Consider the following 7,220-nt stretch of genomic DNA (forward strand, 5'->3'; position numbering starts at 1 on the left):
CAATATTCAATCGGCGCCAACACATTTACCGTCAATGACGGCACCTGCGCATGAAGAGGTGACCCCGGTGTAGACAATCTTTCCGTAGCAATGCCCCATGACAATCGGGCCGTCGACGCAACTTGAGGCGGGACACGCCTGCCCATATAGCGTTCCAGTCAGATCAGAAAATTGCTGCGGCATCTTTGGCTGGCGCACCCATCGCACCAGGCATGATCGCCAACCACGGCTGCCGCGCAGCGGCCAACATAAACTTTGCTGCGTGCATACAAATTTGCACCGTTATTGGGGAGATTACCTTTGTCTCCTCGCCTTCGGTTCCGGCGTGTCTTCTTCCGGCCGTCTGACTATGTCCGGTGACCCTGTCGTCAGCTTGGAATACTCGGTTTTCCGCGGCTCGATGAGCACAAGGCCCTTGTCCGTGATGACGTATTCGCGGATGTCTTTGCTGTGATTGCTGCCGCGCATTTTTATGACGACCAACACCTTTCGTATCTGGCCATCAATTTCCACATAACGCATCCGGATAATGTCATCGGTGAGAAACGAAATCACATACTGACTAAAGGGCAGTGCCGTGAATGTGTCTTCCACTTCGACGGTGCTTAAAATCGTGATTCCGGCTCCTGTCAACGCCCCAATCATCCGGTATAAAGACTCGCGAAAGTCGGTTCGGAATCCGGGCGCCAACGCCATCTCAAAACCGACTAACGAATCGATCACCAATCGGGTGGCACCGAGTCTCTCGACTACATCTAGAATTTCTTGCATCGTTTCATCCACTGAAAGATCAAGCGGACGTATATAAAGAATTTCAAGCTTTCCCGTTTTCTGCGGTGTTTTCAAATCCAGACCGAAGCCAGCGGCGCGGATCATATATCCCTCCGGGCGTTCTTCGAAGATCGCTATAACCGCCGATTCCCCACGGCGAAGACCTTCGTCAATAAACTGCGTTGCCAGCGCTGATTTACCCGTACCAGAAGGCCCCGCCACGAGGCAACTGTCGCCTTCAAAGATGCCCCCGCCCAACATCTTGTCCAACTCGGAAACATCAATAGAAAGCCGCCGACGTCCCGTCGGCCTGTTCCTTTTACCGACCAGTCCCAGCGTGCGAGAGAATGCTTGCAATCCGTCAGCGCTGATGCGGATGGTATGCAGTCCTGGCACCGAATCCTGCCCGCGCAGTTTCATGATTTGCAATTTCCTGACCACGGAATTTCTCTCAGCCACTTGGGACAGCCAGAAGATGCCATCGGCGACGATGAACAGGGGGTTATCGCGGACCTCGTCTTTGTCATATTCACCGACCAAAAACGTCGTGGCCTGCCAGCTGGTGAGAAACTGGGTGAGACCTTGGATAAACGACTGCACCTCTATTTCGCTGCCAGCGGCCGTCGCTGTGCGTATTACGGTGCGAAAAGAATCCACCACGACAATGGACGGATTGATGGCCGTGACTTGCTTGATGATCTCCTCCAGCACTGCCTTCAAATCTTGTTCCAATACCAATTGAGTCAGATTAATAAAGCGGATCGCCTTGCCCAACTTGGATTCGTCGAAGAAAGAAAACTTTTGCTGGTAACGCAGCATCTTTATGGCGGGTTCGCCTAGAACGGTGAAATAGATCGCAGGTTTCTGCGCTGTCGCATTAGCAAAAACAATTTGATGGGCTAGCGTGGTTTTGCCGCATCCCGGTGCTGCGGCGATAACGTTGAACGAGAACTCAGGAATGCCGCCGCCCAAGATGTCGTCGAGGCCGCGTACACCCGTTGAAAGTTGGTGGATCGTGACGCCGGCCGGTTGGCTCACCGCTTTTTTAGGATTGCGGCTATCCGCGTTACTTTTTTTCACGTTGAACTACCTTCACCAAAATATAGATCGTTCTTGGACACATTCGGCATGGCTGTGTGCACCAACTGCAGCACTAGTCGTTCGCCAATTAGTGCCACCAGCAGGCCGAAAAATTCGGCGAGCAAAACAACCTTTCCCTCGGCAACCTCCTTGGAATCAACCTTCGCTTCCAGTTCATCCAAACCCTCCAAAGAGCCATCTGGCTTAACATGTACCGCATGCAGCCATGCAACATCCGCGTTGGCTGTCGCGAGCGCGCGCGAAAGGACAGCTCTAAAACCTAAATCTCCCACAATTTGCACCAAACACGGACGGAGCTTGTCAAGGACAGTAAAGACGGCCAGTGGTTTTGACGCGGGAGATTCGCGCTCTTTCACTCCAATCAAAATGAGCCGTTCGGCAAAATCTCGTAACATCGGAGTGGTTTGATTCACCTAGAACTTCCAGGAGTGCAGCTGAGGGAATGTCACCTGATCCGTCACACCAACCTTGAGCATTCCCTTCGCCGCATCGTGGACAGCGTAATGAATCGCTGATTTGGTTTTGCGCATTCCATTGACCTCGGTCAATTCACTGTCACGCTGTGCTTGCCGAGCGTCTGCATTGACCCCGAAGCAAAAGTAAACATCCACACCAACGGCGCCGCGAAGGCGATGTTCCGTTTTGTGCGTCTGTTTGAGAGTACCTGCATATCGATTCGTAGGGGGACTGCTTCGTTCGTCACTGTTGTTCGAACATTACAACGAAAAAGAGAGGGCCCGCGCTGGGCGATTTGTATATCCTGGACAAAAATGATAGCTCGTCGCGGAGCGACTGTGCGGACGGTTCGCTGCCAAGAGCGCTATAGGTGCCAAATTTCATCTTGCCACTATTCTGCGCCGATCGCGCATCAATGCACGGAAACCACGAATCAAAGACGTTGTTTCGAAACATGAACAGGTGGTCTGGCCAATACAGCATAGGTTCGGGGGTTGAGCTTCAGTAAATGCAACTGCGGTCTAAGATGAACGATAGGTATGGTGCAAAGAGCTGCATGCAGTCCGACGCGATGTTCGGCAGGAGGAAACCGCCTACGCGTATGTAGGGGAAATGACGGGGGCCGCAGTCCACGCCCTGAACTGGCGATGGGCGCACTTCGAGTAAGCGTGAACGACTAAGCAGCGTGGTTGGGGCAGTTCCTCAAACCAAGGTGCTATCTCGAGATGGGTTTGCCTCAGGCTTACGCTGTATTCGCTGTATACGCCCGAGGTCGAATGCATCGCCAAAGGAAAGGCCAGGTCCGAGTTCGAAACGCGTTAGTAACGATATAGCGCATTTTTGGCTCTCAAGAAACAAAACTCGCTGAGCCAGATTTTCAGGTCCCCGCCACCACTGGCGTGATTACAAAGCCCAAGTTTGTGGCCCGACGTTTGAGCGCTGCGACGCTGCGCTGGCGCTGCTGCTCTTCATAGCGCTGTTGGCCTTGATCGACAAATTCTTCTCCGCGTGTCAGCATGAAATACACCATGCGCGCCAGCTTGTGCGCCACTGCCGTGTTGGCGCTGGGCTTGTCCATGCGGGCGCACAGGCGGCGGTAATACGCGCCCAGCGCGCTGTTGCCGTGATACAGGCTCATGGCGGCCATCTTCAGTGCCTGGCGCACCCGGTTGCTCGATTGCCGAGTCCTGCTTGAAAGCACCTTGCCTCCGCTGATTTTGGTGCCCGGACACAACCCCAGCCAGGAACAGAAGTGCTTGACCGTGGGAAAGCGGCTCAGGTCGGGGCCGATTTCCGTCAGTATCTTGCTTGCCACCGTCAAGCCAAGCCCGTTGATGCGCGTGAGATCGACGCCTGCCCAGTTGGCCAGTATCTGGCGAATGTCGAAGACCTGGCGCTGCTTGCTCCCCGCGCGCGGTGCCTTGCCCAGATCGACTTGTTGCTCGCCCAGATCGCGCAGTTGCGCGTGCAACCTAGCCCCGGGTGTCAGAATTGTTGTCGCATCCAATTCTTTGAGGGCTAACTGCCCGGCAGCTTCATTTCATGACCAGAACACCGCATTCACATCACTCTCCCGAATTCAAAGAGCAGGCACTGCTCAAAGCCAGGCATCGCGGCACGCGTTCCGTTATCAGCATTGCCGGCGAGCTCAACATGTCCGCCGGCACGCTCAGGAAGTGGCTGCAAAGCGCAAGCAAGAAAACCGGCACGATAGCCCCCCCGGTGTCCGCTGCAACTGCTGCACTGGACGGCCCGGCGTCGGCCTGGACGCCTGCACAGCGTTTGATGGCGCTGCAGCAAAGCTATGCACTGGATGACATGGCCCGGGCCAGCTGGTGCCGCGAGCATGGCGTGTTCGAGCATCAGCTGGTGCAGTGGCACCAGGCGTTTTGCACCCCTGCCGTGCCCGCTTCACGCGAGGCGAGCGGCGCCTTTCGCGAGCTGCAGCGCCAGCATGATCAGTTGCAGCGCGAACTCAGGCGCAAGGAAAAGGCGCTGGCCGAGGTGGCTGCCTTGCTGGTGTTGCAAAAAAACTTCCAGGCGCTGTTGGAGGGCGCGGACAAATGACGTCCGTCCAGCAGCGCCAAAAGTTGCTCGGCCTCATTGACAAGGCCTGCGCCGACGGGGCGCGTTTGCAACCGGCTTGCCGCCAGATCGGCTTGTCGTGCCGCAGCGTGCAGCGCTGGCAGCGCTCTGAGGCGGCCGAGGGTGACCAGCGCCCTTCAGGCAAGCGGCGCTATGCACGCCCGGCCAACAAGCTGCTTGAAGAAGAGCGCCAGGCCGTGATGGCCACGCTCAACAGCGAAGCGTTCAAGGACTTGCCGCCGAGCCAGATCGTGCCTCGCCTGGCCGACAGCGGCGTCTATGTGGCCTCGGAGTCCACGATGTATCGCCTGCTGCGCCAGGAGGGCCAGCTGGCCCATCGGCGCGCAGAGCGTTCAGCGCAAAAGCGCAGCCGGCCGCGCGCCCTGGCCGCGACCGGGCCCGATCAGGTGTTTTGCTGGGATATCACGTACCTGCCAACCCAGGTGCGCGGCCAGCACTTCTACCTGTACCTGTTCGAGGATCTGTTCAGCCGCAAGATCGTTGGCTGGCAGGTGTTCGATTGCGAGAGTGCCGAGCTGGCCAGCCAGTTGCTGCGCGACATTTGTGCACGGCACAGCATCCGCCCCGGCCAATTGACGGTGCATTCGGACAATGGCGCGCCGATGAAGGGCGAGACCATGCTCGGCACCATGCAGCGCCTGGGAGTCGCCCACACGCGCAGCCGTCCTTCCGTGAGCAATGACAGTCCGTACATCGAATCAGCATTCAGAACCCTGAAGTACCGCCCCGAACTGCCGGTCAAGCCGTTCGAGAACCTGCTGGCCGCAAGGCGATGGGTTACCGAACTGGCCCATTGGTATAACCACGAGCATCGCCACAGCGCCATCGGCTTCGTGACACCGGCGCAGCGCCATGCCGGCTTGGACCGGGCCTTGCTTGAAAAGCGCTCGCTCGTCTATGAACAGGCCCGCCAGGAAAATCCCCAGCGCTGGTCAGGGCAGCCTCGCCAGTGGGCGCATGTCGATACCGTTCACCTCAACCCGGAAACCCCACAAATCAAGGAGCCTCAAAACACGCAAAAAGTAGCCTGACTCACTTTACTTTAAGCGACAACTACCTTGACAGCTACCGCTAGCATCGCACTCGGCCAGGTGGCGGGCAATGTCGTCATACATTCCCAACGCCTGACGCAGCACGAACAGGTGCTCTTCGCGCCAGTTGCCGGTCAGCGCTTTCGTGATTTCCTGCGCGCTGGCCTTGACGCGGCTGTGGCGGTGGCGTGCCAGCGCCCTAGGGTCACGCTCGCCAGCGACGATGTCCCGGATAATCAATTGGCCGCTCAGTCCCATCACATCGGTGAGCACCTCGGTGAGCTGGATGTTCATCTGCACCAGCGCCTTTTGCATGCGCTGGACCCAACTGCCCTGCTCGACCAGCAGCACGTCACGCTGACGCGCCACCGCCCGCAGCTCGCAGACCTGGGCGTCTGGACGAAACGCCGCGCGCAGCAAACCCAGGCTCATGAGCTTTTGCAGCCACTGGCAGTCCTGCACGTCGCTCTTGCGCCCGGGGACGTACTTCATCTGCCGCGTATCGACCAGCCAGACTTTCAGGCCGCGCTGTTCGAGCACTTCAAACACCGGGATCCAGTACACGCCAGTGGACTCCAGCGCTACGGTGTCCACGCCGCACGCGAGCAGCCAGCCGGCCATCGCGTTCAAGTCGGCCGTCATCGCGCCGAACTCGCGCACCGGGTCATCGGCCAGATGCGCGGGCACCGCCACCCAGTGGCTCGATGCGCCCACATCAATGCCCGCGGCATTGGGAAACACCTCACTGTCATGCTTGCGAATGGCCATGGCATCCTCCACAATGGTTGATCAATGGCAGCGCCATGGGAAGCGTCAAATTGGACTCACTCTCTCAAACGGGATGCGCATCGCTGCGCTCACCACTGTCGCTGACGATTCCCCGACCATGCTCAAAAGCGGGCTTGCTTGAAACTCGCACCAATGCCAAGTCGGTCATCTCGGCGCTGCCATTGCCTTTTTAGCGCAAATCGGCGCATGGGGCATCCGGCCTGTCCCATTGTTTCTTCAGGAACGCTTGGCCCGCGCGCGGGGTTGGGAAGCTCAAAAGTTAGCATGTCACCTACAAGCCAAGCTTTAAAACTGTTTTGCTATCTTTTTAGCCTGAATTCATGTGGCTTTCCGACCTGGCTCTCTCAAGAAACAAAACTCGCTGAGCCAGATTTTCAGGTCCCCGCCACCACTGGCGTGATTACAAAGCCCAAGTTTGTGGCCCGACGTTTGAGCGCTGCGACGCTGCGCTGGCGCTGCTGCTCTTCATAGCGCTGTTGGCCTTGATCGACAAATTCTTCTCCGCGTGTCAGCATGAAATACACCATGCGCGCCAGCTTGTGCGCCACTGCCGTGTTGGCGCTGGGCTTGTCCATGCGGGCGCACAGGCGGCGGTAATACGCGCCCAGCGCGCTGTTGCCGTGATACAGGCTCATGGCGGCCATCTTCAGTGCCTGGCGCACCCGGTTGCTCGATTGCCGAGTCCTGCTTGAAAGCACCTTGCCTCCGCTGATTTTGGTGCCCGGACACAACCCCAGCCAGGAACAGAAGTGCTTGACCGTGGGAAAGCGGCTCAGGTCGGGGCCGATTTCCGTCAGTATCTTGCTTGCCACCGTCAAGCCAAGCCCGTTGATGCGCGTGAGATCGACGCCTGCCCAGTTGGCCAGTATCTGGCGAATGTCGAAGACCTGGCGCTGCTTGCTCCCCGCGCGCGGTGCCTTGCCCAGATCGACTTGTTGCTCGCCCAGATCGCGCAGTTGCGCGTGC

At 57.9% G+C, this 7,220-nt stretch carries 6 protein-coding genes and 2 pseudogenes; 2 read left to right on the forward strand and 6 right to left on the reverse strand.

Going from position 1 to position 7,220, the window contains the following annotated elements; genetic code table 11:
* Positions 1–294: 294 nt before the first annotated feature.
* From EC86_RS0120925 to EC86_RS26420, 4 genes and pseudogenes are all read right to left on the reverse strand, one after another.
* Entirely contained in the window at positions 295–1,851 is a 1,557-nt protein-coding gene (locus EC86_RS0120925; RefSeq protein ID WP_232229992.1) for a DUF7125 family protein, read from the reverse strand.
* The gene (locus EC86_RS26415) at positions 1,848–2,285 is read right to left on the reverse strand and encodes a hypothetical protein (RefSeq protein ID WP_029527825.1); all 438 of its coding nucleotides are present in this window, start codon (positions 2,283–2,285) and stop codon (positions 1,848–1,850) included. Before EC86_RS26415 ends, EC86_RS0120925 begins: the two co-directional genes overlap by 4 nt.
* A gap of 286 nt (positions 2,286–2,571) precedes the next feature.
* A complete protein-coding gene (locus EC86_RS30595) occupies positions 2,572–2,811 on the reverse strand; it encodes a YqcI/YcgG family protein (RefSeq protein WP_029527826.1) in 240 nt (79 codons plus the stop codon).
* A gap of 394 nt (positions 2,812–3,205) precedes the next feature.
* A pseudogene (locus EC86_RS26420) lies at positions 3,206–3,778 on the reverse strand (transposase); the annotation flags it as partial.
* 92 nt (positions 3,779–3,870) lie between these two features.
* Between EC86_RS26420 and EC86_RS0120955 the strand changes: the two are divergent.
* The gene (locus EC86_RS0120955) at positions 3,871–4,395 is read left to right on the forward strand and encodes a transposase (RefSeq protein WP_029527828.1); all 525 of its coding nucleotides are present in this window, start codon (positions 3,871–3,873) and stop codon (positions 4,393–4,395) included.
* Positions 4,392–5,465: an IS3 family transposase gene (locus EC86_RS0120960; protein ID WP_029527829.1), complete on the forward strand. Its 1,074-nt coding sequence runs from the start codon at positions 4,392–4,394 to the stop codon at positions 5,463–5,465. The genes EC86_RS0120955 and EC86_RS0120960 overlap by 4 nt, the downstream gene beginning before the upstream one ends.
* A gap of 42 nt (positions 5,466–5,507) precedes the next feature.
* Here the strand turns inward: EC86_RS0120960 and EC86_RS0120965 are convergent.
* Together EC86_RS0120965 and EC86_RS0120970 are read right to left on the reverse strand one after the other, a co-directional pair.
* A pseudogene (locus EC86_RS0120965) lies at positions 5,508–6,233 on the reverse strand (IS110 family RNA-guided transposase); the annotation flags it as partial.
* A gap of 395 nt (positions 6,234–6,628) precedes the next feature.
* Positions 6,629–7,220 (reverse strand): transposase (locus EC86_RS0120970; RefSeq protein WP_156955441.1); only part of this gene is annotated, 592 nt, incomplete at its 5' end.

It is taken from the genome of Polaromonas glacialis (assembly GCF_000709345.1).
GTDB classification, from domain to species: Bacteria; Pseudomonadota; Gammaproteobacteria; order Burkholderiales; family Burkholderiaceae_C; genus Polaromonas; species Polaromonas glacialis.